Source organism: Neochlamydia sp. AcF65 (assembly GCF_018342435.1).
Lineage (GTDB): Bacteria > Chlamydiota > Chlamydiia > Chlamydiales > Parachlamydiaceae > Neochlamydia.
Window position 1 is genome coordinate 21,431 of record NZ_JAEMUE010000028.1, and the last position, 25,844, is coordinate 47,274.

Annotated in this window: 18 protein-coding genes and 1 pseudogene; 10 read left to right on the top strand and 9 right to left on the bottom strand. The window is 37.1% G+C overall.

What is annotated here, in order from left to right:
* Positions 1-427 precede the first annotated feature (427 nt).
* The 7 genes from rpmG to NEOC65_RS02600 all read left to right on the top strand — a co-directional run bounded on the left by rpmG (position 428) and on the right by NEOC65_RS02600 (position 9,070).
* Positions 428-586 (top strand): 50S ribosomal protein L33, encoded by a 159-nt coding sequence (gene rpmG, locus NEOC65_RS02570; RefSeq protein WP_079979843.1) that lies wholly within the window; start codon positions 428-430, stop codon positions 584-586.
* Positions 587-647: 61 nt separating this feature from the next.
* Positions 648-2,579 (top strand): ABC transporter permease, encoded by a 1,932-nt coding sequence (locus NEOC65_RS02575; RefSeq protein WP_213155613.1) that lies wholly within the window; start codon positions 648-650, stop codon positions 2,577-2,579.
* A gap of 1 nt (position 2,580) precedes the next feature.
* A complete protein-coding gene (locus tag NEOC65_RS02580) occupies positions 2,581-3,273 on the top strand; it encodes an ABC transporter ATP-binding protein (RefSeq protein ID WP_213155614.1) in 693 nt (230 codons plus the stop codon).
* 560 nt (positions 3,274-3,833) lie between these two features.
* Positions 3,834-4,907, top strand: coding sequence for an RING finger protein (locus NEOC65_RS02585; RefSeq protein WP_213155615.1), 1,074 nt, complete (start codon positions 3,834-3,836; stop codon positions 4,905-4,907).
* A gap of 180 nt (positions 4,908-5,087) precedes the next feature.
* Entirely contained in the window at positions 5,088-5,606 is a 519-nt protein-coding gene (locus NEOC65_RS02590; protein WP_349305286.1) for a leucine-rich repeat domain-containing protein, read from the top strand.
* A 350-nt stretch (positions 5,607-5,956) separates the two neighbouring features.
* Positions 5,957-7,042 (top strand): thioredoxin domain-containing protein, encoded by a 1,086-nt coding sequence (locus tag NEOC65_RS02595; protein ID WP_213155617.1) that lies wholly within the window; start codon positions 5,957-5,959, stop codon positions 7,040-7,042.
* A 117-nt stretch (positions 7,043-7,159) separates the two neighbouring features.
* Complete coding sequence (locus tag NEOC65_RS02600; protein WP_213155618.1) at positions 7,160-9,070, top strand: ABC-F family ATP-binding cassette domain-containing protein; 1,911 nt, start codon at positions 7,160-7,162, stop codon at positions 9,068-9,070.
* A gap of 509 nt (positions 9,071-9,579) precedes the next feature.
* On the opposite strand, the gene NEOC65_RS02605 is transcribed toward NEOC65_RS02600, so the two are convergent.
* Complete coding sequence (locus NEOC65_RS02605; RefSeq protein ID WP_213155619.1) at positions 9,580-10,683, bottom strand: hypothetical protein; 1,104 nt, start codon at positions 10,681-10,683, stop codon at positions 9,580-9,582.
* Positions 10,684-10,860: 177 nt separating this feature from the next.
* On the opposite strand from NEOC65_RS02605, the gene NEOC65_RS02610 reads away from it, so the two are divergent.
* Positions 10,861-11,775, top strand: coding sequence for an enoyl-[acyl-carrier-protein] reductase (locus tag NEOC65_RS02610; protein WP_213155620.1), 915 nt, complete (start codon positions 10,861-10,863; stop codon positions 11,773-11,775).
* Between the two features lie 290 nt (positions 11,776-12,065).
* Here NEOC65_RS02610 and NEOC65_RS02615 read toward each other — a convergent pair whose 3' ends face one another.
* The 8 genes and pseudogenes from NEOC65_RS02615 to NEOC65_RS09775 form a co-directional block, all read right to left on the bottom strand.
* Complete coding sequence (locus tag NEOC65_RS02615; RefSeq protein WP_213155621.1) at positions 12,066-12,932, bottom strand: hypothetical protein; 867 nt, start codon at positions 12,930-12,932, stop codon at positions 12,066-12,068.
* An 8-nt stretch (positions 12,933-12,940) separates the two neighbouring features.
* Positions 12,941-14,434: a hypothetical protein gene (locus tag NEOC65_RS02620; RefSeq protein WP_213155622.1), complete on the bottom strand. Its 1,494-nt coding sequence runs from the start codon at positions 14,432-14,434 to the stop codon at positions 12,941-12,943.
* A gap of 2 nt (positions 14,435-14,436) precedes the next feature.
* Positions 14,437-15,150 carry an SDR family oxidoreductase gene (locus tag NEOC65_RS02625; RefSeq protein ID WP_213155623.1) on the bottom strand — a complete coding sequence of 238 codons (714 nt, stop codon included), beginning with the start codon at positions 15,148-15,150 and terminating at the stop codon, positions 14,437-14,439.
* On the bottom strand, positions 15,147-15,551 hold the full coding sequence (locus tag NEOC65_RS02630; RefSeq protein WP_249298990.1) for a dihydroneopterin aldolase: 405 nt from the start codon (positions 15,549-15,551) through the stop codon (positions 15,147-15,149). The genes NEOC65_RS02625 and NEOC65_RS02630 overlap by 4 nt, the downstream gene beginning before the upstream one ends.
* Positions 15,514-15,963 carry an NUDIX domain-containing protein gene (locus NEOC65_RS02635; protein ID WP_213155625.1) on the bottom strand — a complete coding sequence of 150 codons (450 nt, stop codon included), beginning with the start codon at positions 15,961-15,963 and terminating at the stop codon, positions 15,514-15,516. Before NEOC65_RS02635 ends, NEOC65_RS02630 begins: the two co-directional genes overlap by 38 nt.
* A complete protein-coding gene (locus NEOC65_RS02640) occupies positions 15,964-16,809 on the bottom strand; it encodes an HAD-IIB family hydrolase (protein WP_213155626.1) in 846 nt (281 codons plus the stop codon).
* Positions 16,810-17,578: 769 nt separating this feature from the next.
* On the bottom strand, positions 17,579-20,122 hold the full coding sequence (gene mutS / locus NEOC65_RS02645; protein WP_213155627.1) for a DNA mismatch repair protein MutS: 2,544 nt from the start codon (positions 20,120-20,122) through the stop codon (positions 17,579-17,581).
* 569 nt (positions 20,123-20,691) lie between these two features.
* A pseudogene (locus NEOC65_RS09775) lies at positions 20,692-21,467 on the bottom strand (IS5 family transposase).
* 364 nt (positions 21,468-21,831) lie between these two features.
* Between NEOC65_RS09775 and NEOC65_RS02660 the strand changes: the two are divergent.
* The gene (locus tag NEOC65_RS02660; RefSeq protein ID WP_213155629.1) at positions 21,832-23,280 is read left to right on the top strand and encodes a hypothetical protein; all 1,449 of its coding nucleotides are present in this window, start codon (positions 21,832-21,834) and stop codon (positions 23,278-23,280) included.
* Positions 23,281-24,190: 910 nt separating this feature from the next.
* Complete coding sequence (locus NEOC65_RS02665; RefSeq protein WP_213155630.1) at positions 24,191-25,351, top strand: hypothetical protein; 1,161 nt, start codon at positions 24,191-24,193, stop codon at positions 25,349-25,351.
* Positions 25,352-25,844 lie beyond the last annotated feature (493 nt).

Consider the following 25,844-nt stretch of genomic DNA (forward strand, 5'->3'; position numbering starts at 1 on the left):
AGAAAGTGCTTCTTAGTAAATCAGCAAGCATAGTGTAAATCATTTGTATAGGCTTTAAATTGTGAGTGCTTAGCTAAGCATATTTGGGTTAATAGAATTTCAAATCCCTCTCCTCCCGTGGAATCTGCCGTATTGAAAATCATTAAAAACTTAAATTCAATTTTTCCTAGGAAGATTAATTAAGTTGTTAGCATTTAACATCTTCTTTAATAAAGCTTGGGAGTTAAAGATAAGGAACCTACTATCAAGGATCGACCCATACCCTCTTCTAATCCCTTTATAAGAAATCTTTTTATGGGGATTACTGCAAGGGAATTTCTTCTAACAGGAAGCGCTTGTTTTAACATTTAACTCTTGAGATAAATTGCTATTTAGTCATATGATAGTAGGTTTATAAATTATGTTGAAAGTTTTCGGAGTTTAAAAAATGGCCAGTAGAAAAAGAGAAAAAATTAAGCTTAAAAGTTCCGCCAGTCACTACCATTATCATACAGTAAAAAACAAGACAAATAGCCCCGAGCGAATGACCTTAAATAAGTTTGACCCAGTGGTACGTAAGCACGTTGAGTTTAAAGAAACCAAATAATCTTAAGGGAAAGATAAATCTTTCCCCTTCCCTTTAAATCCCTATTTAATGACGGACAAGCATGTTTGAATTATCTGTCGCATGCAAATATTTAAGGCCCCGCTGGCGGCAATTGTCTGTGTCTATTATTAGTTTAATTTCCATATTAGTCATCGCACTTGTAGTGTGGTTAATCGTAGTTTTTTTTTCTGTAACAAGTGGTTTAGAAAAACGTTGGATAGAAAAATTAATCGCTCTCACTGCACCTGTTCGCCTTACGCCTACTGAAACTTATTATAATTCCTATTACTACCAAATTGATAGCATTAGCGAAAACTCTAACTATACCTTGAAAACCATCGGCGAAAAATGGCGAGCTGATCAGTCGGACCCTTACGACCCGCAGCTTGATGTAGAAGTTCCCTTTAATTGGCCTGCACCTGATAGAGAAGAGGACGGATCGCTTAAAGATCCTGTAAAGAAAGCTTTTTCTATTATCAAGAATTTACCTTACTCTCCCTCCATAAAAGCACGTGATTATGAAGTTTGTGCGAGCAATTTGCGTCTTCGTATGCTTCGAAAAACCCCTGGGAATAATCCTACTTTAACACAAGCCTTCTTATCACAGGCTACTTATCTAGGATCTCTAGATAATGAAAATTTGGCTATTTTAAAAGCGACGCTCCCTATTTCAGATGCGGATATTAACAATCTACTTTATACCCTTTCTATTGCCTCTGAAAATATCCAAGAAGATCATCCAGCATCAGCTGATAGTGTTAATCAGCAACTCTTAAGAGAAAGATTGAAAACTTTTTTTAAGTATACTGAGGTTAATTGGCTAAAAACTCCTCCTGCTGGATGGGCTCTTCCCACTGTCCTTCAAAAAAATGCCTTGCTACCTAAACAACTTCCTGGTGGCTTCCAAATGAGGGCCTTGCCCATTTTGGAATCATTAGATAGAATTCTCTATCTACAAAAAATACTATTTGATGTGAGTTTTGAAATGGAAGGACATCAAGTTAGCGGACGCATTCCTATGGGAAATTTACTGATTGCCCACCCTAAGATAAAAACTCACTTTAATAACTCTCCTCCCCTTTCTCCTTTTTGGTTTTACAAAGTAGGCAATTCGCAAGAAGATTTAAAGGTGTTTTTACCTAAAGACGCTGCTTTAGGGGAAGGGATTTTGCTACCTAAACCTTTTCGTGAAGCGGGAGTGTTGCTGGGTGATCGCGGCTATATTTCCTTTCAGGCTCCTACTGTCAGTGCTCTGCAAGAACAACGCATTCAGGTATTTGTAGCTGGCTTTTATGATCAAGGCTTAATCCCTGTTGGGGGTAAGTTTATTTTGGTAAACGAGGCCTTAACTAATTTAATTGCATCTGCACAGCATAATAGTCAGGCACAGAGCAATGGAATTAACCTACGTTTTTCAGATTTAAGCAAAGTCGACGAAATCTATGGTAAACTGCAACAAGCTTTCAAAGAAGCAGGCATCGCTCCTTATTGGAAGATTGAAACCTACCGTGACTATGATTTTACCAAGGATATTATTCAACAGCTGCGTAGTGATAAACACTTATTCACGCTTATTGCCATCGTGATCATTATCGTGGCCTGTTCAAATGTTATCTCTATGCTAATTATACTGGTTAATGACAAAAAGCTAGAGATAGGAATCCTACGCTCCATGGGAGCATCATCAGCAAGTATTGCCGGTATTTTTGGGTTTTGTGGAATGACGATGGGGCTAGCGGGAAGCGTCATAGGTATTGGAGCGGCTTTGTTTACACTTAGGCATTTAGAGTTGCTTGTCACTTTTTTAAGTAGGCTCCAAGGTCATGAAGCTTTTAATCCTCTCTACTATGGTGATAGCCTACCTAACGAAGTCAGCATGGAAGCTTTATTATATGTGATAAGTTTTACTGCTTTAATCTCGTTATTCTCAGGCCTTGTACCTGCCTTAAAAGCAAGCTTGCTGCGACCTTCAACTATTTTAAGAGCGGAATAAGATGGAAGAAATTATTTTGCAAGCTAGCGATATCAGCAAAGCTTATCATTACCCTGCTAGAGTATCGATTTTAAATAACATTAACTTAGTTGTTAAGCGTGGAGAAACGGTGGCGATAACAGGACGCTCCGGCGAAGGTAAAAGCACTCTATTACAAATTTTAGGAACTTTAGAAAAGCCCTCCTCTGGGCGATTAGCTATTGCTGGGCAAACCATCAACCCTTTTAATTGCAGAAAAATTAGAAACCAGCACATTGCCTTTATTTTTCAATCTTTTCATCTTTTAGAAGACTATACCGCGCTAGAGAATATTTTAATGCCAGCGCGTATCGCTCGTAAGTCTATTTCCAAAGGAAGTAAGGCTTATCAAAGAGCTTGTGCTTTATTAAAACGCGTGGGCTTAGAAGACCGAGCCTATTTTAATACCAAGCTTTTATCGGGTGGAGAAAAACAGCGCATAGCGATTGCTCGTGCACTTTGCAATGATCCTGATATCATCTTTGCCGATGAGCCCTCTGGCAACTTGGATAAGCAAACAGCGCAAGATATTCATCAACTTCTTTTAAATTTTGCTTCGGAAAAAGATAAAGCAATCATCATTGTTACGCATGATGATAAACTTTCAAATCTTTGCAATAAAAGCTATCTCCTAGAAGAAGGGGTCCTCAAGCTTAATTCTCCATCACTTTTCTAAATTTTCGCTAATGAATGTTTCAATGATAGAAATACTTGCAATAGAGCTTTAAGCCTTGCATGCAGGCTTTAAATCCTACATTATTTAGCTTTTTTAGCTTGAGAAAGAATCTTTTGGCCATCCTTACTTCTCTAGCAAACAGGCCTTAAAGAGAATAAAGGCAATTAAGGCTTTAACATAAACCATGCTGAGGATTTTTTTATTAAAAATTTAATTGCTTGCTTAGAAAAAAAATTGAATTCGAAGAGAACCAAAAGCAAAGAATAAAGAAAAAAAACAGCCTTCGTTTGTTATTAAATGAATTACCTGCAGATACCTAGGGCTGCCGGTAGACTATAAAAGAAAATTGGTGAGCAAAAAACTTGGGAAGCTAATGCAAAAAATTGAAATGAAATTGATAAAGGCTAAAGGAATCCGCTAGAGCCTTTATAAAATTGAGAAAAAGCTTTTTTCTCTTTTTTATCTATTAAAATTAAAAATTGCTTAAAAAAGAAGAAAAGGAGTAAGTTTTTGGCAAAAAGGCAAGGTAATTTCTTATCACAAAACTTTAAGGAGCTTGTATGATGCCGCCAAATTCTACTCCTAGCACCCAGGTAGCTTTCCGTACTACAGTCTCAGAAAATATAGAAGATGCGGTCTCAGGAGAGTTGATGACCCGGGCAGTGACTCTGTTTCCTTGTGGCCATACCTTTAACGAAGATACCGTCATCCAATGCTTAGCACGCAATAAACTTTGCCCTCTAGATAGAACGCCTATTGAAAGGCATGCGCCCAACTATACGGTGAGGCAACTGGCTGAAACGGCTGAATCTCATCCGTTAGAAGAACTTAAGCATCAGCCTAGCGAAGAAGCTGTAGAACATTTCTTAAGGGGTAAAGAACTTGCTGAAAAAGGAGAGCATGCAACTGCTATAGAAGCTTTACTGCAAGCTTTGCAATTAACTCCTACGTATGAAAAAGCTCAAGCCTATCTTGAATTTTGCCTTAAACGCTCTTCCGAAGCTTCTTCATCATCACAGCCAGTTACTCCTCTTTTTTCGAGCAAAGGTAAAGACAAAGAAAAAGGCCTTTCTTCTACAGACTCTCCTAAGGAACGCTATACTGAACTCTTACTCGATCTGTTAGAAGAGTCTTCCATTCAAGAAAACTTGATTCTAAAAAAAATATTAGAGAATCAAGTCGAAGAGGTGATGAACCAGGAGAATGAAGAACTGACCGAGAAAGAAAAGGTAAGTTATAAATGGACGAAAAAATTATTAGCAGAAAATAAAAAGGTTAGACAATTTGTGGCTGAAAAGCTGAAGCAAATCTATCAGAACTCCCCCTCTCTTTCCACAGTCACTCCTCAATCTTCTAATTCAATCTCTTCTTCGTCTATTTCTTCAATTAAGGAAATTCAAGCTCTTGCTCCTCCATCTACCACTCCTATTTCCATGAACTCGCTTTACAAAGCTATTATGCAGATTCATTTTCCTAATGAAAATGGGAATATAGTAAAACAAGCTGGTATTTTGGATAATATTTACAAAATTGAACCTAATCTTACTATTGAAGAAAAAGTAAACCATATCTTTCAAAAGCTTTTTAACTTAGTCACCTCCCTTTCTCCCTTAGAATTTGAAAGAGATACTTAGGAAAGCAAGGCCTTCACTCTTTCTAATTATTCCTCCTATCTGCTGAATATTGACCGTCTTTTACTCTGGTGGGAACTACCAGGTGGAACCAAGTACTTATGCCAACCACAGATTAAAGCTCTGCCTTTAGAGCAAAAAGGAGAGCTGCTAACAGGTTGGATAGAAGAGCATGTTAAAAACATTACCGACTTAAATTTATTTGAGATAAGCTTGACTTTCTTGCCGCCAGAACTCTTTCAGCTTTCTCAACTTCAATGGCTTAAATTAGACGGCAGCCAGCTGACCAATCTGCCGTCAGTCATCAAACACCTCTCTCAGCTGCAATCACTTTCCTTGAATGGTAATCAACTTACTTCTCTTCCTTCAGTCATTGGCCAACTTTCTTACCTGCAAACACTTGACTTAAGTCACAACCAGTTAACCGATATTCCCATTGAGATAGGAAGGCTTTCTCAGCTGCAAAATCTTTTCCTGAAAGGTAACCAGCTAACGGCTTTGCCTGCGGAAATCGGGCAGCTCTACCAGCTGGAATGGCTTGACTTAAGCTACAACAAGCTAACAGCTCTTCCCTCAACTATTGGACAGCTTTCTCAGCTGCGAAATCTTTTCCTGAATGGTAATCAGCTAACTACTATTCCTGCAAGGATCCGACAGCTTCCTCACCTATGGCGGCTTAAAGCTGATGGCAATCCTCTTTGAAACATATTAGAAACAAAGTGTAAGCATTTTTTAATAAAGAGTTATAGCGAGTCTAATAGGCTTTTCGGCAAAAATATAGTGCTTATCAAGAGATGCTCCTATGCTTATAGCCCTTAATAAAAATTTAAAAGTTACTCTTATTTAAAAAAGTAGACTCGACCCTTATTTTAATTAGTACTTTGATGAATAAGTCGATAGCCCTTTAGAATCACATAAAAAATGCTATCTAACGACTTTAATATTCCTGGATAGCTGAGATAGGATTTAGAAATTTTTGCCTCCAATAACTCTCTTGACAGTAAACTTAATATGTAATATTTTAGTATGAAAAAATTTACATATCGGGAGATATGGGTACAAATCATTCATTGATGCCTAAAGACTTACCAGCTAACAAATATCAGAAATATCTCAATGCGATTGGTAGTTTAGCCATCATTGCCGGTGGGATATTTTCCATTATTTCTTGGCTACAAATTTGTACCCAGGAATGTGCAGCGACACATGATTACCGTTTATTTGGTTTCCAGCTGGAATATGTGGGAATGATTTTTTTTCCTGTTCTATCTTTGCTACATTGGGGAGCCTATTATAAAAAAATTTTATCTTTCATGGCGGCAGTCATGCTCGCAGGAGCATTAGGAGCCGAGATAGTTTTTATTTATGCTCAAAAAGTATGGATTGGTCAATGGTGTCCGTTATGCCTCTGTATTGCAGCTTCGATAGTAATTACTTCTTTAGCTTATCTTTTGAGCTACTTTAACCACTATAAACAACCTCTACCTGATTCAAAAAGGATTAAAATGGCGTTAAATTTACCCAAAGTGCTTGCAATTGTCATGGCTCTGATTACCGGCTTTTTTATAGCATCAGTTGGATTAGCAAAAGTAGATGAATTGCAAGCGGCAGAAAATTCTATCAAAAATAGCATCGTCTTTGGGAATCTAAACAGCAAAATTGAGGCCTATTTTTTTAGTGACTGGCATTGCCCTGCTTGTCGCCAGCTAGAGCCAAAATTAAAAGAGCTAGTTCCTACGCTTATGAAAAATACTCGCTTAACTTATGTAGATTTTGCTATTCATCCCTCTAGCTTAAATTTCACTCCCTATAACTTATCTTTTATGGTTCATGATAAGAATAGATATTTAGAGCTACGCGATTCTTTAACTCAGCTTTCCAGTGATACTGAAACCCCTACGGATGAACAAATTGAGAAAATCGCTAAAGAGCAGGATGCTCACTACACGCAACTTAATTATTCCGAAGTTGCTCTTGGTTTAGAATATTTTAAGACTCTAGCTACAGAATTTGATATCGACAGCACGCCTACATTAGTTCTGGTTAATGAGAAAACTAAAAAAGGTAAAAAATTATATGGCGTGGCTGAGATAACAAAAGAAAATGTTTCACAAGCTATTAAAATCTTGAAAGAGTGATTAACTCTTTGCTAAGCAAGCTAAATTTCTCATCCAGGCTCTTTCCTACTAGATAGCTAGGAGGTTTTAAAGAGCCCTTAACTTTTTTATTTTACTTTTAATCTCTTATTTTATCTTATGATTTCTGCGACTAACCTTTCTATGCGCTTTGGAGGTAAAATCCTCTTTAAAAATGCATCTTTTCAGCTTAACCCCGGTAGCCATTATGGCCTTATTGGAGCAAATGGAGCAGGAAAATCGACCCTCCTAAAAATTCTTGCTAGAGACCTTACCGCTGAAGAAGGAGAATTTTGTATTCCTTCTCAACTAGCATTAGGTACACTGAAGCAGAATCACTTTTTGTATGAGCAGGTGCCTATCTTAGATACTGTACTGATGGGAAATGCAAAATTATGGAAAGCATTAGAAGAAAAGAATATCCTTTTAGACAAACCGGAATTTGATGAAGAAGAGTGTCATCTATTAGCTGATCTTGAAAAAATTATTGAAGAACAAGATGGCTATTCGGCAGAAAGTGTTGCAGGCAAAATTCTGGAAGGTCTAGGGCTACCAGACCGCATTCATCATCAAAACTTATCTACTTTATCAGGAGGTTATAAGCTACGTGTTTTACTAGCGCAAGTTTTGTTTAGCAAGCCTGACATTCTCCTACTCGATGAGCCGACAAACCACTTAGACCTCTATTCTATCAAATGGTTGGAAGGATACTTAAGAGATTTCCCAGGCACATTACTTGTCAGTTCGCACGATCGAGACTTTTTAAACGCGATTTGTGACCATATGTTGGACTTAGATCATCAAAAAATAACTTCTTATAAAGGTAATTACGAAGATTTTTTAAAAACTAAAGCATCTGCTGTCGAGCAAAAAGAACTAGCCTTTGCTAAGCAGGAAAAACGCCGAGAAGATTTGCAAAATTTCATTGATCGTTTTAAGGCTAAAGCTAGCAAAGCGCGGCAAGCACAGTCCAAAATGAAATTAGTAGATAAAATTGAAGATGAAATGGCTGAGCTGGACTTTACTCCTACTTCTCGTTTATATCCTCGGCTTAAATTTGAGCCTCATCGTTCGTCTGGAGCCATTGTTCTTAAAGCCAAAGATATTTGCAAATCTTACGGAACGAAGCAAGTGCTACATCAAGTCTCTTTTGAAGTAGAACGGGGCGAACGCATAGCCTTAGTGGGTGCTAATGGGATTGGTAAGTCAACTTTATTGGAAATCTTAACAGGGCAATTAAAGTGCGAGCAAGGCTCTTGGGAATGGGGCCATGCTGCGCAAGTCGCCTATTTCCCCCAAGATCATCATCGTGAAGTAAACGGAAACCTTTCTCTCTTGGAATGGTTAAGTGAACAAGATCCTCAAATACCTGAGCAAAAGCTAAGAGAAATTTTAGGGCGTGTTCTCTTCACTGGCGATGATGTGAAAAAGTCTGTTCATCTATTAAGTGGCGGCGAAACAGCTCGCCTCATTTTAGCTAAGATGATGCTCCTTAAAGGCAATGTTTTAATTTTTGATGAGCCTACTAACCACTTAGATATGGAAGCTATTGAAGCCCTTTTAGAAGCTTTAAATCATTACACGGGCACTATCCTTTTTGTTAGCCACAATCGCCATTTTGTCACTCATCTTGCTAAAAAGGTCATAGAGATAAGCGATACCGGCGTACAAACTTACGATTGTAGTTACGTAGAATACATTGAAAAAAGAGAAATGGATTTGCTCAGTAAAAATTTAAAGCCGGTAAAGATAAAAGCTGATGAAAAGCTAACTGAAAAGTCAAGCTATCAGGAACAAAAAAACCTACGTAGCCAAAAATCACAACAGGAAAAAATAGCAGCTCAAGTGGAAAAAAAATGCCAGCAACTTGAGGAGCAGATCAAAGACCTGGATGAAAAAATGGCAGCAGCAGATTTTTATCTTCATACCCCTAAAGAAGAAATTCAAAGATTCATAGCCCAAAAAGAGAAGCTAGAAAAACAATTTGAAGAAGCTTTACAAGCATGGGAAGAAGCAGCCTCTTCTGTATAAAAATAATGAGCATGATAAGCTGTTTACTAATAAGGTGTTATCATACTTCTTAGTCCTTACTCCCCTCTTGTATTTGAGGAAATTAAAAAATAGAAGGCTTTTTTTTAAGCATTTTTTTCAATCAATATACTTTTGATAAAGAATTGCTTATATTAGCAGGGCTTGCTTCTAAACATTGCGGTTCTAATTCTATATCTTCCTAAAAGATATTTACTCTTAAGCTAGAATGTTACATATTTGCTAATGTATTCTTTTAAGTAACCTTACCCTTTATTTTCTCAATACTTTAGGAAACCCCCTATAAATTCGTGCTAAAAGCCAGGATATATAAGGATTTACATAAGGGTTAGGTGGATTAACCAAAGAAGCTCTTCCCCTTGCCCCCCTTTTTAACCATGGTAGGGAAGATTTTTGTTAAAATAAAGACAGCTAGCCTTATCCCTTCAGACTTACATCCAATTTTTTCTCATTTCTTAATTTATTTGTAAGAAACTAGCTCCTTGGAGCTCCTAAGCCTCAACTGACCAGGCGTGGGGATTTTTTAACCGCGGAATAAGCTGATGCATTTGGGGACCAATGATCTCAAGTAAATATTTATCTAAATAGACCTTTAGCTCGGGATGATGCTTAGCAAGCCATAAACGAAACTTAAAAGTTTTACTAAAAAGTTCTTGTTTATATACGGTTGGATCAGAAATATTACGATTGACTACAAACTGTCCGACATCTATGTGAAAAGGGGTAGTGCCAATTGCTCCTGTGTTTTGCATTAAAGCATGATCATTGTCGGCATATCCTCGCTGATATTCTGATAATATCATTTTAAGAAGGTTGTCGATAAGCTTTTTTGCTTCATCCATTTGATTGTTGGTAACAAACTTATTAATGGTCGAGCACAGCATAGTGGCTCGCTTTTGAAGCAAAAATTCCATTTCATCCATGTTAAGCTGATGAGCAAAACCTAATTTATCGTAAATAGTAAGGGACTTCTTTAAGTCGTGACTTTTATTAAGATGCACATACACTAAACCTGTTTCTGGCTTTAGATGTTCATAAGCTATCTTCCAGCTTGTAAATAGCATATTAAGTTTATTATGTTTTTTTTCTATTTTTGCTAGCCTATAGCGATTGACAAAGGGAATAGCAGCAAAATAATCTAGCCAGGCTTGAGGCCGAAAGCGCTGATATTTGATAAATTTTAAAACATATAAGCCATCTTCACTAGCAAACACATAGGATTGACATCCTTTTCCCAAATATCTAAATTTTTGAGAAAGGATGTGATGTAAATCTTCTTTTTCTGAAGAAGATAGGGTAGGTGTGACCCATTTTTCATTATAAGGCAAGTCTGAGCTGATATTACCTATCGTAAAGCCTCCCGTTAAAGCATAATAAAGACGGCCTGCACTATAAGCGCATATAATAACTAGACTAAGAAGAATAAAAATTTTTAAATACTTTTTCATAAGAAGCGTTAGATTGTGTTGAAATTTGCAAGCTGAGGGTTTTAAAGTAAAAAGATTATATTTTTTGTTCTCATTCATGCGCAAGCTATTTGTCAGTAAAAATAAGAGAGATTTGTAGTAGCATTTATTTAGCGTCTTTTTATTCATCTAAGTAGCCCAGCGATAAGAAATGCATGTCGTTGGTAAGTGTAGGCTTTTAAGCTGAAGGTATGCTGGGATTAACTTTTATTATCTTAAAATGTGCAGTTAAAGCTTACGGGCAGACATCCCTTTACAAGATCCCTATAATTCTCTATTCTATCGTTCTTTAACTGTGAGGTATATATGCTAAAAATTGATCTTAGAGGAAAAAAAGCTTTTATTGCCGGCATAGGCGATGATCAAGGGTACGGATGGGCTATTGCTAAATCCCTTGCGGAAGCAGGTGCAGAAATGTTAATAGGAACATGGACTCCTATGATGAGAATATTTTGCAATAATTTTGCTAGCGGTAAATTTGATGAATCGCGTGTTTTGTCTGATGGTTCCCTTATGCAAATAGCCAAAATATATTCACTTGATGCCTCTTTTGACTCTATGGATGATGTGCCCGAAGAAATTAAAGAAAATAAAAGATACAAAGAAGCTACCGAATATACTATCTCTGATGTAGCTGAATCTATCAGAAAAGATTATGGTAAAATAGATATTTTTGTGCATTCTTTAGCTAACGGGCCTGAAGTTCAAAAAAGCTTGCTTGATACCTCCAGAAAAGGATATTTGGCTGCAATTAGTGCTTCCTCTTATTCTTTCGTAAGTTTACTTGCCCATCTAGGCCCTTTGATTAATGCAGGTGGAGCTACTCTTTCTCTTACTTACATTGCCTCAGAAAAGGCTGTCCCAGGATATGGAGGAGGGATGAGTTCAGCCAAGGCAGCTTTAGAAAGCGATACACGTACCCTAGCTTGGGAGGCGGGGCGTAAATGGAACATTCGTGTAAACACAATTTCAGCAGGCCCTCTTCGCAGCCGTGCTGCCAAGGCGATTGGATTTATAGAGCGCATGATTGATTATAGTGAGGCTAACGCTCCTCTAGCTAAAAATTTACAAGCCACAGAAGTTGGGAATGTGGGAGCTTTCTTACTCTCTCCCTTGGCTTCTGCAATTACAGGCTCTCTTATCTATGTGGACAATGGCTTACATTCAATGGGAGTAGCTGTCGATAGTCCTACTTTGTCTGGCGAGCAGGCAACAGAGTAGAAAAATTTAACATCAAGGTTGTAAGCAGCTATTATGCAGCCATTCAACCTTGATGCTAGATGCAACACAATTATAATAAATATTTAAATTAATCAACAACATCGGCGAATAGGCCTCGTTTACTGCAGGCATGGATGCTTTTTTGAAAACTTGCAAGCTTTTTTATACTCCTTTTGAGCTGCCTCTTAAGTCCTCCTATACTTAATCAAACCTCTTTTTAAGAAGAGAGAGGGGCTAGGAAGGTGATTCCCTTTTTTTAAGCTTTACAGAAGTAGTTTCTTTAAAAGATATTATAGAGCTTTTAAGCGCAGGTAACGTTTTGGAAATAGGAAAAAATCTTCTTTTCTCCAGCTACGACGCCGAAAAGGATACTTTTTTTTATACCAAGTAAGGGCTTCTTCAGCCCGCCCTTCCGCTACAGCTTGCATTAAGCTTTTTTCTAATACATCCGGTGAAAAGAAAGTAATTTGAGAATAAAGAGGATCCTCCCATAAGCTGATTGTGTTGCTTCCTATATGAAAAAATGGATCTATTTTTAAGGATATTTTACTCTCAAGAAAGAGACCTGCTAAAGCAGCAACTTGAGCAGCAAATGAGCAGCATTGATTTCCTATAATCGCATAGTTAGAGTAGGAATAATTTTTTATGAATTTTAAGATCAGGTGAAACTGCGGAGCTGTTAAATTTATCTTAGCTGCAAAAGTGGGATAATGGCAGCCAGGACCGTATTGAAAAAAGCCATCTTGCTGTGGCTGCCATAAATAAGCAATAGGGTTTTTCTCTCCCTTTTCAGCTTGGAGAAATACTCCTTCCATATAGCGAGGTTGCATATATCCTAATTCTCCCGAATGGCCTCCCTCTAAGAATACATAGCTGCCCTCTGCTTGGCTACCCTCCTCTAGGGCTCCCTGCAGATAAATCCAGGCATGCCCAACATCTCCGTTTTTTGTACCATCGCTAGGGTGCTTAGCTAAAGTTTTAAAAAAAGACCGAGGACATGAATAGTCTAGATGCCGTGCTTCCACTAGAACAACTAAAAAGTAAGGGCTTATTTGCTCACATGCTTTTCTGGGGCTAGCTTGCTCCAAATGACGATAAAAAAGCCGATAACTTTCACTTTGAGGTTTGTATGTACAAGCGCAAAGAAAAACCAGCACTAATAATCTTATTCTGCGCATCGCTTGATTTGTAATCTGGCTTTAAGTTTACATGGGGCCTTGCGCCTTAAGGTTCTAATAAATACATTCCAATCATAGGATTGGAAACGATTAATCCCTTTAAGCTGGCTTTGACTCGATCGGTTTCCACGCATCAGATGGCCCATGAATTTCCCTTCTCCATAGCTTTTAATAATCCTTAATGATAAAGCTATCTGGGAAGTATTTAAAATAAAGGTTTCTCCTAATTCAAAAGTAGAAGCTAATTGGCCTTCTAAACTCATTTTAGCTGTGGGATCAACATCAAAAAAGAAAGATAGCTCGCGACATTTTTCGCGCTCTTCTAATTCAGGTAGAGCTGCTAAAGCAAAATCTAGCTCAATTTCATCGTCCTTAGCTTTAAATTCAAGATTTTCCCAATTGCTTTTCTGGCATACAAAAGAATGAACTTTATGCTCGTCCCCCCAAATGATGCTCAATGGATGAAAAGCATTTTCCTCGAACCCTTTAAAAAGAGCTTTTTTATCAATCAAACTATAGGCAAAGGTCTTCTCTTGATGGGTAAGCCAGCGACTTTCTTGCCAAAGGCCTTCAAAAGTGAAAGGTAGACTTTTAACAGGCAAAATTTCTCCCGTAGGACGTATCAGTACAGCCTGCAGATGGTAAGCTGCTTCTTTTAATGCTCGGCTTGATAATTCTTTACCAAAATAACCTAGATATAGATCATATAAAGTCGGCTGAGGCTCATCCTTAGCTTGATAAAGTTTAAGCCATGGTCCAATATACAATTTTGTAGGCGCGTGCCAAGTAACTGCTAAATGTTGCCAAAAAGCGAGCCATTCTGAGTGTTGAATATGCGTATAGGCTAGCTGTAAAGCAATGCAAATATCGGCAATATAAGAAGGAATAAACCAAGCTGCCTGCATTTCCATCGAAAGAAGCTGCTGCAGAAGCTGTTCTCCATAGGTTTCAAATGCTGTGTTTTTTAACTCAATACCTAACATCTTCGCAGCAGCAGCAATTTTTAGCCCTATCGAATAGGTGGAAGCTTTCTCGGTATAAGCTTTTAATAGAAAAGATAGCAAATGACTTATCGCTGATTCTAGACGATGCCGAAGGTCAGCTCCTAAAACTGCTTGGAACTCTTTCAATATGTAATAAAACGCGGGTAAAAGGTGAGCCCCTATGAATCTATCCTTACAATAAGGGTACTCATGAATGTACACAGGGAAATTACCTTCTATTGGATCTTGAAAGTAGAGCAAGCGTTCTAAAATATCTTTAGCTTCAGCTACCTGCTCGCCTGTTTTACTCCTTAGCAAAGCTAGGATAAACCAGACATTTTCAGCAGTAGGAACAGTTTGAGATAGGTTATCTTCGGGTTCAGGATAAAAGTAATGAATAAAGCCAGTTTGCTTACTCTGCCTTTTACGTCCAGCTGCCAAAGCCATCTCATTAAGCTGGCGTTCTAAAGTGTTATGAATAGGTAAATCATCTTTCATCGTTATAGCCTTGTTCCCCCTGCAATTTCAATGTTTTGTCCGGTGATATAAGAGGCCTGGTTAGAGAGTAGGTAGACTATTAATTGTGCCACCTCATCTCTATAACCTGCCCGCTGCATAGGAATTTTTGTTAGAGGATGAGGCAAATCTATAGATTCTTCTAAATATCCTGGAGAGATCATATTTACTCGCACTTGATCAGCGGCAAGCTCAAGAGCTAGCGATTTAGTTAGCATCAAAAGACCTGACTTGGAAATTGTATAAGCTGTTGCATAAGTATCTGCACGGTTTGCATTCAAGCCAGCAACTCCAAGATTGATAATTGATCCTTTCCATTTTTTGATGCTAGGTAAAAGATTTTTTATCAGGCAATAAGGAGCATGTAGATTAGTTTGAAATAGATCATGCCATTGACATATGCTTGTCTTTAAGCTAGAGCCGAGCAGGTAATTTCCCACATTATTAATTAAATTTTTAGTCTCAGCGAAATGCCTTTGGTATTCCTTAATGAAGCGTTCAGTAGACTCAAAGGTAGAAAAATCGCCCTGGATTGCCTGGACAGGTACCTGGTAATTAGAGCATTTTTCTACAACAAGCTGGGCCTCTTCCTCGCTTGCATTATAATGGACGGCTACCGCATGGCCTTGCTTAGCTAACTCTAAGCAAATCGCTGCCCCTAAATTTTTAGCTCCCCCTGTTACTAATGTCCACTTCATATTGAAAGCCTATTTCCATATTCTAGCTCGACAAATGCGCAAGATGCTAGAGAAATAGCTTTTTCCTTTCTTATCGTCACTTTTACCCAATGAAGAGAGTATTTATCTGCTAGCTTAAGAACAAGCTCGTGAGCTAAAGTTTCTAGCATTTGATAAGCACCTTCTTGGGCAACCTGGCTGCATAACTCTGCTAAACTTGCATAGCAAACAGCTTTTGATAAGTCATCTGAAAGCGCGATAAGCGTAAAATCTATTTCGTAGCATATATCGATTGACAATTCTTGGGGATGCTCACGTTCGTAAGGGTATACACCAATAATACAAGAGAGACGATAATTTTTAAATCCGACGATTCCTAACATATTAAAAGTTTGGGTAAGGGTGTTGTATATACCATTCAATCAAAGCATATAGCTCTCGATTTAAGCTTAATAGCAAGGCTTTTTTTGGCGCGATCCAAATGTAGCGATCAGCTTCGGCATTAAGAATCACCTGCTTTTTAGAAGAATTTGGTGATAAACGTGCGACATAGTCATTCATGACAAAATGGGTAGGGTTAATGAATTCAGAAGAATATATAGAATCGTGGACCAAAGCAAAACGTAAATCTTTAATAAATAATCCTGTTTCCTCTAAAACTTCGCGAGTTACCGCTTGCTCTCTGGACTCTCCCAGCTCAACTTTTCCTCCTGGAATGGTAAATCCTACCTTCCATTTAAAAGAGTGCACGAGCAAGATATCACCGTCATCGGCTACAATTAGAGCTCCCACAGTAACAAGAGGATATAGATGAGTGTTTTTCGATATTTTCATTTACTGGGCAAGCGCTTCCTTTAAACCTCTTATGATTCCTAACGATGAAGCAGGTGGAGCAATAATATCTGCTTTGGCTTTAAGCTGCAAAGGAGCATCAGCCATAGCCACTTTAATATGTGCTTGTTCAAACATAGTTAGATCATTTAGATCATCGCCAGCAGCAATAACGACCCCTTCATATCCTGCTTGATCAATTAGCTGGCGAAGGGCATAGCCCTTATTAGCTTGTGAGTGAGTGGCTTGAACGATATAATAACCCTCACCAAAGGGATCTTTAATAACAGGCGCATGCAATTCTAAGCTTTTTTCCATCCTTTCTGCAACATATTGAGCTGTCTTCTCATCGCCAAAACATTTAACGGCAGGAAATTCTTTAAAAGAAACCTCCTTAAAATTTGCTACAGCAATCCACTCTTCATTCAAGCTTTGACGGCGTTTTTCTAAATAGTATTGAAGGTTTTGAGAAAAATGGTTGGGGCGGTAATAACATAGGTTGTTTCCTTCTAGGCCCGTATAGACTACCCCATCAGTAAAGGTGCTTTCACAAATTTTTTCCAGGGAATGAAGAATAGAGGAGTCTAAATAGTTTTTAATAATGACTCTGCGCTCCGGCATGGACAGAAGTATAGCTCCATTGTGAGCGGCATAATAATAATTAAAGGGAAGTTCTTTCAGTACCTGATAGCCAAACTCAAATGTTCGTCCTGTTACAAAAACAAACATAGCTCCTTGCTGATGTAGGGTTGTCAGATAATGAATCACTAGCGGTGGAATGTGTTGCATTTTTACTGCTAGAGTTCCATCAATATCAAGAGCTATTAAACTACAAAATTTTTTACTCATGCATCCACGATAACATACGAACTCAATAAAGCTTAACCAGATTTTTTACGTTTGGATTTTTCTTTTGGTTAGCCTTTAATCTTTCTTTAAAAAAAGAACTTTTTTGAGCCCGTTTGCATGGTGCGGTTTTACTTGGGTAGACTTAACTTAAAGATAGGCTTGCACTTCAAAGCTAAACAGTAAATTTTTAAAATAAATATAAAAATAGCAATACTGCTCTTTAGTTTATAAAGGCAATCTTTGTAAAAAATTTATCTTTCGTATCTTTGATAATCTTTTAGTCGAATTTTTTAATTTATTATGATTATATTAAAGAGAATCAAAATTTATCTTAATATTTAAATAAATGCAAATTAGCATCTATGTTATTATCTATAATTATTTAAAAAATTATGTAACTTAAATTCTTTGGATAGGGATAAGAAAATAGACGATTAGATTGAGGCCAAATCATGCGCTTCCAGGAGCGAGAAACGCTCCTGGAATCACTAACACATTAGAAATTTATTTTTTACTTGTGGAAGTATTTTTATTTTGTTGATGCGATTCTTGTTTCTGCGAGGAAGAATTGGTTTTTGCGTTAGATTGTTGGGATGAATTTTTTTGTTGATGTTGTTTTTTTGTATCCATAAGAGACCTCCTAAGAATTTATTTTTAAGGACATCTTCTTATTCGCATATTACTCGCTAATCTGTCAAATTAAAATTAAAAATATATAAAAACATATATTTAAAAATTTAATTATCAATAACGTAATTTCTAGTGGAAATCATCCAAAAAAAGTCATTTGCCTTTCGTTAAACTTGTTTTTCTTTGCCGGCAGCTGTCTTTTAGGCTTGGAAGGTTCAAAAACGCTTTTTTGATTAGCATTTTCTTCTAAATGAGCTAAAATCTCTTTAGCTCTTCCAATAACTTGTAAAGGAAGGCCTGCTAGACGGCCTACATGAATTCCATAACTTTTATCTGTACTTCCTCGCACGATTTTGCGGAGGAAAACAATGACATCCTCGGCTTCATGCACGGCTACGTGATAATTGACTGCTCCAGGTACTCGTTCTTCTAATTTTGTTAGCTCCCAATAATGGGTTGCAAATAGAGTTTTAGCTTGGCTGCCTTCCGTTGTTAATAAATATTCAGCTACTGACCAAGCGATTGAAATTCCATCATAGGTACTTGTCCCCCTTCCAATCTCGTCTAAAATGACCAAAGATCTGGCAGTAGCATTATTTAAAATATTTGCTGTTTCAGTCATTTCAACCATAAAAGTGGATTGGCCACGGGAAAGGTCATCGCTAGCTCCTATGCGTGTAAACACTTTATCGACGATACCAATATGAGCGCTTTTAGCTGGAACAAAAGAACCTATTTGCGCCATAATGGTAATCAAAGCTACCTGACGAATATAGGTAGACTTACCAGCCATATTAGGACCTGTAATAAGCAGTAAAAGATTAGCCTCATTATCCATGAGAGTGTCATTAGGGACAAATTTTTCTCCCGTATTAATGGCTTCAATGACAGGATGCCGGCCATTAATGATTTGTAAAATGCTACTATGATCTACGATAGGCCGTGTATAATCATAGAAAAGTGCTACTTCTGCTAATGAACGTAGGGCATCAATTTTGGCTATAGCTTGAGCAATGCTAAAGACTTGCTTTGTATACTTGGTGATTTCTTCACGCAGGGCATTAAATAGCCCTGTTTCGATAGCTAAAATACGTTCTTCGGCATTTAAAACTTTCTGCTCAAATTCCTTGAGCTCTGAGGTGATATAACGTTCCCCATTGACCAAAGTTTGTCTTCGCTGAAAAGTTGTGGGCATACGATCGGATTGGCCTTTGCTCACCTCTATATAATAACCGAACATGCGTGTAAAACCTACTTTTAAGGTTTTAATTCCTGTCTCCTCACGTAAACGCGTTTGATAATTAGCTAACCAAGCTCTACTATCTTGGCGGATGGAACGCAATTCATCCAATTCATTATGATAGCCTTCACGAAATACCTGCCCGTCACTGATTTTTAAAGGGGGCTCATCGACTAAAGCACGGGCGATTAGATCTGTCATTGCGCTCGGATTTTCTAGTTTCTGTTCTTCTTGCTCTAATAAGGTTGAGTAAATAGCTAAACGTTGTAAGGCTTGCTTAAGCTGGGGAAATTCCTCAAAAGAACATTTTAAAGCTACCAAATCTCGAGGTGAGGCATAGCCAGAGCTGATTTTCATCATTAATCTTTCTAAGTCTCTGACTTTCCCTAGCAATTGTTTAACTAGATCAATAGCTGCTTTATTATTAAAAAAAGCTTCTATAGCATCTTGGCGGCGCTTAATTTCTTCTATGGAAAGAAGTGGAAGCTTTATCCAGTTGAGCAACAAACGCGCACCCATAGGAGTGCAAGTCTTATCTAAAATGTTTAAAAGAGTACTTTTTCTAGAGCCATCATATAAGCTGGCTGTAATCTCTAAATTTCTTTGCGTGATACGATCAAGAGACATAAATTGCGAAGTAGAATAGGTGCGAACCTCCTGAATATGCTCGATCGATAAGCACAAATTGTCCTGAAGATAATTTAAAATAGCTCCGGCTGCATTTATGCCGGCTAGCATACCTCTTAAGCCAAAACCATCCAAATTATGAACGCCAAAATGGTTGATTAAAAAGTTATAAGCGGTTTGATGTTCAAAACGCCAGTCTTCCTGGGCTGTTAAAAGAAAATCTTGCGCCTGTCGAAGATTTTTTAATAAGTCTTGATGTTTGGATTGAAATTTGTGGGAGACCAAACATTCGGAAGGACGCAAACGAAAAATTTCATTAAGTAGTTCTTGTTCATTTTCAAACTCTACCACTCTAAATTCGCTAGTGGTCAAATCAATAAAAGAAAGTCCAAAAACTTCTCCTACGCGATGAATAGAAGCAAAAAAATTGTTTGATTTATCGGATAATAAAGTAGAATTAATGACAGTGCCAGGGGTGACAACTCTAACGATTTCCCTTTTTACTATTCCTTTAGTGGTTTTAGGATCCCCTATTTGTTCGGCCACAGCTACTCTAAAGCCTTTTGATACTAATCTATCTATATAAGCCTCACTCGTGTGATGAGGGATGCCTGCCATAGGAATCTCGCCTCTTTTAGTAAGCGTAAGATCTAATTCCTTAGCAATTAAAACAGCATCCGCATCAAAGGCTTCATAAAAATCCCCTAGGCGAAAAAGTAAAACAGCTTCCCCTGCTGCTTGCTTGCAAGCTTGCCACTGGCTCATCATAGGTGAAACTTTAAATTCAGAACTTATATCAAAAGAGGAGGTATTCATAATTTATTTAATCTTTTAAATTCATTGAATGAGATTATTTTGGCAAACTGAAATGAGTTATGCAAGGAAAAAGGAGTAAGAGATGCTGTTTTAAATAGGGAAAGAGATATTGATAGCAGCTCCACTTATTTGCTATACAAAGAGGGCTTATTCTTTCAAAGTAATTAAAATATAGTTTTTCACTCAAAATAAAAGAAAATTAGAGATGTTTTAGGCTGAGGATAGAGCTTAAAAAAGTGTTAGTGAGTTGTGCCTGCTTTAAATGAACATACGCTCTATTTTTCAGCTCATTAAAATCATCCTGCAGAAGGCAAAGACTCCAGATAACTCAGTGAGTAGAGCAAGAAATAATAATTTCTTTGCTCCTTCTATCAATACTTCCTAAGGTCTATAGATAAAGCTAAGCCCTCCTACCATGAATACTATATAAGTTATAAATTTATTTTTTAAATAATAAGCATGGCTCTTAAGAATGGATTAGCTTAGGAGAATACAAACAATTTTTTTAGCTATGAATAGCTTTGATAACTAATTTTAAGCAAGATCTAAGAGACATTCTCTGAATTAATTTATTGCGCTATTCTTCTTACCATTAGACGTATCATAGCTAAGTAGAGAAACGCTTGGCTGGTGTTTGGTAAGGTCTCATAATCCTTACTTAATCTGCGGCATTTGCCAAACCAGGCAAATGTTCTTTCTACTATCCATCTTTTTGCTTGTAGATGAAATCCTTTTAGCTTAGATCTTTTAATGATTGTTAAATCAATACCATGTAAAGCTGCTTCTGATCTCATCTCTTCCCCGCTATATCCTGTATCGGCAAACATTTTTTTTGGCCATAAAACTTTTCCCTGGAAATAATAAAATAGCGCTTTTAGCCCATCTCTGTCGCTACAAGCTGCGCTACTTACTATGACTGCTATTAACAGTCCCAAGTGATCCACCACTATGTGCCTTTTCCTACCTTTAATTTTCTTGCCACCGTCATAGCCGCAGAGCCCTTTTTTTCAGTTGTTTTGACACTTTGACTATCAACTATAGCTGCGCTAGGTTCCGCTAACTTGCCTAAGCTTTGGCGAAGCGATCGCCTTAAATAAGTATTAATCTGTTCAAATAAATTACTCTGTTTCCATCTTAAAAACTGAGAATAGACCGATTTCCAAGGAGGTAGATCATGAGGAAGATCTGTCCATTGGCAACCTGTCCTTAAAACATAAAAGATGGCATTAAGCATCTCTCGTCTAGCGTGCTTAGGTGGCTTGCCAGCTTTTTTCTTGCATATTATAGGTTCAAGCACTTGCCATTCTTGATTATTTAAATCGCTAGGATAAGGTTTTCTTATCATATTAGGCTCCTGGTTAAACAGCCTACATTTTAAACGATTTTAATAATTCAGAGAATGTCTCTAAGCTAATTAGATTAATTAATTTTTCCATAAAATCTAGTAAAAAGTATTAGCTAAACAAGTAAATTTCCTTGCTCTACGCCCTGTAAAAAGAAATAGATTAATTTAATGAGCTTTGTTATGCTTCTGTTTAAGAAAGCATCTATGTATTTAAAGCCTAGTTTTTTTGGAAGAAAAAATCAAAAGACGAGGATTAGATAAAGTAGAAAAATTTTTTCTCTTTTTTCTCTTAAAATGTTTGAGAAAATAATCTACACCATTAGCCGAAAATTAAAGCTTAAATTTAGCGTGAGTATTTGAAACAATGCAAGCAAGCACATTTTACCACTTTTCTCCGGTAGTCCCTGTTTCCTTTTTGGAAAAAATTAATATTTACTACCAGGCTGAAGAAGCTTTTAAAAACTTTTTCAATCCATTAAATCGAGGACTTAATCTAGAGTTTATAAAGAAATTATTTGAAGAAATTGTGCAAGATTTATCTTACCCTCCTGAAGTCATCCTTCAATCTAAGTTAAATTTAATATTGATGGGTATGTTAAGAAATGAACTGAGCGACCTTGCAGTGGTGGATGAAATTATTGACCAGCTCTGTCCTGAACAAGCGATATTATTAATTTTTTGCTTAGCCGAATCTTTATATTCGGCTAAAAGTGAAGATGATAGCAGGACAACTTCTCTCTTAAAATTATATTATAAACTTCAAAGCTATCCTCAGTGCCCTCCTTATCTAGCTAGTGTAGCAGCCTTTCATGCAGGCAAAGTTTGGGCAGTAGGCGATAATAACAAAATAGAGAAAAATTCATTGCGAGCTAATGAATGTTATGACAAAGCTATTAAGTATTTATCGACTGATCTAGAGGTTTATCAGGTTAACGGCCGTACACCTTTAGAGCTCTACTACAGCTCCCTGCCAACTTATGAAATAAATCATCTACTCTCTCGTATATATATCGACAAAGCTTATATTTATTCTAAAGAGTCTAAAAATTGGCCCGCCTGCCTGTTAACAGCAGCAATCATTTATAATGAGATAATAGAAAATTCTCTCGATCGGACAAGTGTAGAAATGGCAAGGTTGTCTTTAAAAAAAATGTATGAGCAGCAGGTATTAGTGCCTAGATTGCTTGTCTACACTCAAAAAGAGCTGGCTAATTTAATTAAAATCATTAGAACTTATCAGGAAACCATAAGAAATTCTTCCTCTTTTTTAATGGATTCTCCGCGACCCTGGCTTGAGTCATTTGGTACCATCTCACAATTTTTAACCTTCCTGTTAGAGCCTTTAGACAAAAAAACATTAGGCTATGCAAACTCTATAATTATAAATCTAGTAGACGAAGGATATAATTTGCATGAGCAAATAGAAACTAATTTGTCCCAAGAGAAAAAGAATAAAATAGCAAGTATTGTAGGAATAGCTTGTCTCACTTCTGCAAGAGAAGAGGCAGCAGGAAAGTCTGAACTAGTTTATAGACGCTTACAACATATTAGCCCTAAGGCTGATTGTTATTTCGATGCTTTACATGATTTAATAGTAAAAAAATATTACGAAGTAGCTAAACAAACATCTTCTAAATTAGCTGCTTATGAATCAATTAGAGAGCATATTTTAGATGCAATTGAAAATTTAAATGATGCTACTCTCTCTCCCCTATCTCCTCAGTTATTACTAATTAACACCGCTTTAAAGCTTGCTCAAAAATGGGAAATAGAAGCTGAAGCTGAAAAGCTGCTTCTAGATGCTAAATTATAGCTTCTAATCTCTCTTAAAAAAGTGTAGGCATTCGAAGAACATAAGGTGAAGGAATGGTATGCAAGCGTAAATACCTTCACTTTTCTCTATTCTTACCTGCTTTTTTAAATATTTTAACCTTTTTTAGCAGTAAAATGACTTGGATGGTATCTGATGAGTCTGAGGGAACCTACGGCTGAAAACCTAAATGGATACCTTAATTTTAATAATTAAATTAACAAGTTGATAATCTATCGCTTCATTAATACTGGTTCTTGCCTAGGTCTATAGGAAAGCCTATTGCTATGCTTACCTGAATTAATAATTGCAGTTTTATCTAGCCATTTTCAATAGTGAATAATCTTAGCATTTCTTTCTATATCAAGCTATTTTAAGAAGTACCAAAAGAGTAGTTACTGCTTCTAAGAAGATAGAACGGTTGAGGTTTATCTATTTCTACGTTCCTTGTCTGCCAGGAAAAATGGCTTTTAGGTTGGCGTCTTCCTAGCTTCTCTTCTTATTGCGTTAACCAGCTAAGGAGGAGTGTTATTCTAATCGCTTCGATTGCGTGGACCTTTTAAAGGAAGCTATCTTTTGTAGCCAATCGTACCGCCATGATGGGGTTGACTTGAGAAGAAAATAGAGATTATAAAAGAAAAGGCTAGCCAATTGTTTCTAAAAACATTTTGCATGCAAGGCTAAAACCCCTCTTGCCTGATAGTTAATCAAAAATTAAGAAAAAAAGCCTATCCCTTTTTCCAATATTCATAGCGTTAAGGCTCCTCCGCTTTCTGAAAGAAGGCAGCTAGGTATTCATATTTTCTTCTTGAGTCACTTATTTTTTGCTTTTAAAAAACTTATAAATATATAGTCGTGAATGACACAAAACAAAAAATAGACTAAGCAACTCACTATTAATAAGATGGTAACCATGGTATTCTTTACAAAGCCTAAATCTTCTTTTGCCTTTCTTATGTTATTTGTACCTCTTTTTCATTGCGTGGCGCTTTTTGCTGAAGTCTCCACTGCTATTGAGGATACAAAAGATCAAACTATTCAAGCGATTGCTTCTTTACTCTTTTATATGAAAGAAAATATTGAATCTACCAGTCAAGAAGATTCCTCGGATTCTCCCCTTAAATTTGAGCCTGCGGAGATTGAGTTCTTATGGACACGAGCCGTAGCTTTCTATCCTGCTCTCTTTCCTCTAAAAGAAGCATATGAGAAAGCTCATTATATAAATGATGAAGATAAGTTAAAAAGATGCGAGAAAGAAGTGCATTCAATATGGTTAAGTTTGAATGATGAACATCAGCTCTTCTCAGAGCCATTGAATAAGACTTTAGCAGAGCGAACCTATAGCTGCAAAAATATTGTAGATAATCCTCTGCTAAACAATAAAATTAAAAAAGAACTGGCTCCCTACCTATTACCCGTTAACTCAAAAATTACCGCCATTGCAGATCAAATCTTCCAAACATCTCGGGTTACCTTTAATTCGCAAACATTAGTGGAAGCAGGTTTCAGCATACTTTACAAGCAACCTAGAAGCTTTATCATTGTAGCTAAACATCCTAGTTTACCCGATTATTTGATTAAGCTTTATTTTGATACTGAACTTCGCATTAAACGTAATGTTCCTGGTTGGAAATGGTTTGCTCGACGGTGTGCAGGCGCTAATTTAGTAAGAAAAGTAATAAAGAAAAAAAATATTCAACATTTTACTGTGCCCCAGAAATATATTTATGTATTGCCCTCTTTCCATGCACCTGCTAAAGCGGCCGGAGTAGACCCAAAAGTGGCCATATTGATCGTACAAGACATGCAGCTTGTTCCTAAGGAACAAAATTATTTAGCATGGAGAAGTAAGGTAACGCCTGAGATACTCAATGAACTCTATATTATTATCAGTCGCGCCAATGGATCAAGCTATAGACCTGATAACATTCCTTATACTTTATCAGGAAAATTTGCTTTTATTGACACTGAGTATCCTTTTAGAGATCCTGATTTCAAAAGCATACGCCCCTACTTGTCTCCTGAAATGTGCCAATACTGGGATCAGCTCGTCAAGCAAGGTGGTCCTCTATAAAAAAGCAAGGTGTTAATGTAAAGTGGCACAATCTTTATAAAACATCTGTTAGCAAGTTTTCAATTGAATTGCCATAAATAGTATGGGAATTGACAAACATGGGTTACCTGGCAGATACTCTTTCTGCCAGTTGTAACTTATCTAGCATCTTTCCTTGCACGAGTGTTTTTCATCTAAAAATGTTTGTAAAGACGTCTTACCAAAACAATACTTTCCTGTATATGTTCTCTCGCTATTATATTCATTTATCTATTTATCCACATCCTCTTGTAATTCTTCAACATTTTTAAACACTTTCTTCCTAAAAGCTAGGGCATAAAATTCGTTCCGGATGGCCTGATGAAACCTTTCGCAGATTCCATGGGTTTAAAGGGTATCGAGCTTTAGGGCGCGGGTGGTCAATATGGTGAGTCGACCTGTGGAACTTCCCCACAAGCCTCTCTTAGAACGGTACAGGAACCTTTCAATTCATACCGCTCCCAATTAAGCAAAC

What these genes read in the sequence shown, in the direction of transcription:
- NEOC65_RS02575 (WP_213155613.1), top strand. Translation starts at nt 648, where the DNA reads ATGTTTGAATTATCTGTCGCATGCAAATATTTAAGGCCCCGCTGGCGG.
- mutS (WP_213155627.1), bottom strand. Translation starts at nt 20,122, where the DNA reads ATGAATACCTCCTCTTTTGATATAAGTTCTGAATTTAAAGTTTCACCT.
- NEOC65_RS02625 (WP_213155623.1), bottom strand. Translation starts at nt 15,150, where the DNA reads ATGAAGTGGACATTAGTAACAGGGGGAGCTAAAAATTTAGGGGCAGCG.
- NEOC65_RS02605 (WP_213155619.1), bottom strand. Translation starts at nt 10,683, where the DNA reads ATGAATAAAAAGACGCTAAATAAATGCTACTACAAATCTCTCTTATTT.
- NEOC65_RS02635 (WP_213155625.1), bottom strand. Translation starts at nt 15,963, where the DNA reads ATGAAAATATCGAAAAACACTCATCTATATCCTCTTGTTACTGTGGGA.
- NEOC65_RS02610 (WP_213155620.1), top strand. Translation starts at nt 10,861, where the DNA reads ATGCTAAAAATTGATCTTAGAGGAAAAAAAGCTTTTATTGCCGGCATA.
- rpmG (WP_079979843.1), top strand. Translation starts at nt 428, where the DNA reads ATGGCCAGTAGAAAAAGAGAAAAAATTAAGCTTAAAAGTTCCGCCAGT.
- NEOC65_RS02595 (WP_213155617.1), top strand. Translation starts at nt 5,957, where the DNA reads ATGGGTACAAATCATTCATTGATGCCTAAAGACTTACCAGCTAACAAA.
- NEOC65_RS02585 (WP_213155615.1), top strand. Translation starts at nt 3,834, where the DNA reads ATGATGCCGCCAAATTCTACTCCTAGCACCCAGGTAGCTTTCCGTACT.
- NEOC65_RS02600 (WP_213155618.1), top strand. Translation starts at nt 7,160, where the DNA reads ATGATTTCTGCGACTAACCTTTCTATGCGCTTTGGAGGTAAAATCCTC.
- NEOC65_RS02665 (WP_213155630.1), top strand. Translation starts at nt 24,191, where the DNA reads ATGGTATTCTTTACAAAGCCTAAATCTTCTTTTGCCTTTCTTATGTTA.
- NEOC65_RS02580 (WP_213155614.1), top strand. Translation starts at nt 2,581, where the DNA reads ATGGAAGAAATTATTTTGCAAGCTAGCGATATCAGCAAAGCTTATCAT.
- NEOC65_RS02640 (WP_213155626.1), bottom strand. Translation starts at nt 16,809, where the DNA reads ATGAGTAAAAAATTTTGTAGTTTAATAGCTCTTGATATTGATGGAACT.
- NEOC65_RS02660 (WP_213155629.1), top strand. Translation starts at nt 21,832, where the DNA reads ATGCAAGCAAGCACATTTTACCACTTTTCTCCGGTAGTCCCTGTTTCC.
- NEOC65_RS02620 (WP_213155622.1), bottom strand. Translation starts at nt 14,434, where the DNA reads ATGAAAGATGATTTACCTATTCATAACACTTTAGAACGCCAGCTTAAT.